The following is a 966-nucleotide window of genomic DNA, read 5'->3' on the forward strand; positions in this document are numbered from 1 at the left end:
TAGGGCACGGCGACCCCCTGCAATGGTCCGCTTCCCGCGCAGGGTTCCACTGTCTTGCGCCACTGGGGCGAGCCCTACGAGAGCTGCAGCCTGTTCGCCTGTTATGGTGCCAAGTTCAGGCATTTCGGCGATCAGCATTGTGCTGGCCACTGGTCCGATCCCAGGGATGGAGCGCAAAACACCAGCGGTTTCTGCCAGCAATACGTCGCCGGATAGGGTGGCCCCGATCCTGTCTTCCAACTCTTTGATCAGGCAGTCGAGCCGAGCCTTTAAGTCGCTATCGACACTGTCGAACATCTCGGCTGTGCCAAGCTTCTGATGCGCGCGGATCTGTGCCAGTAGACGTTTCCGCATCTCGACGATCTGGGCCCGCTTTGAGGTCAAAGCTCTGAGTGATCTCAGCTTTTCTGTGGGAAGGCGGCGACCGGCATCGGGCCGAAAGGCAAAGAAGCGGGCAATAAGCTCCGCGTCAATTCGGTCGGTTTTTGCGCGCGTGCCACGGCTTCGTGCGAATGCCTTCACCTGAGCAGGCGGCACCTGTCGGGCGATGACGCCTTCTGCCTCGAGCGTTTCCCAGAGCTGCCATTCCTGTCCGCCGGTTGACTCAAAGCAAACGACGGCATCTCGATCGCGGGCAAGATCCGAGACGGCCGCGTGACCTTCAGGTCCATTTGGCATTCGGCATTGGAGCCCATCGGGCAGGCAATGAAGGTCCAGCCAGTCACGGCTGACGTCTATGCCGATAACGCGGCCATGTGATAGATTGTCCATGCTCTCTTCCTTCTGGTGCGCGGTCCTGAACGGCCGCAATCAACTGTCCGAGACGATGAAGAGAGGCGGTGCCGACAGGCTAAGAAGCGTGGTCAAGCCACAAGGGTCAGACGTCGCGCACCACCCCGTCACCGTCCCTGGCCAGGGACAGTGACGGGGTAAGTTTAGCGAAACTCAGATACAGAAGGGTCAGGA

At 59.9% G+C, this 966-nt stretch carries 1 protein-coding gene; it reads right to left on the reverse strand.

The window, feature by feature from the left end; genetic code table 11:
- Nucleotides 1-771: IS110 family transposase (locus tag TW83_RS16655; protein WP_045983904.1), on the reverse strand; the 771-nt coding region annotated here is incomplete at its 3' end.
- Nucleotides 772-966: the final 195 nt, after the last annotated feature.

Source organism: Paracoccus sp. S4493, assembly GCF_000967735.1.
Taxonomy (GTDB): domain Bacteria; phylum Pseudomonadota; class Alphaproteobacteria; order Rhodobacterales; family Rhodobacteraceae; genus Paracoccus; species Paracoccus marcusii.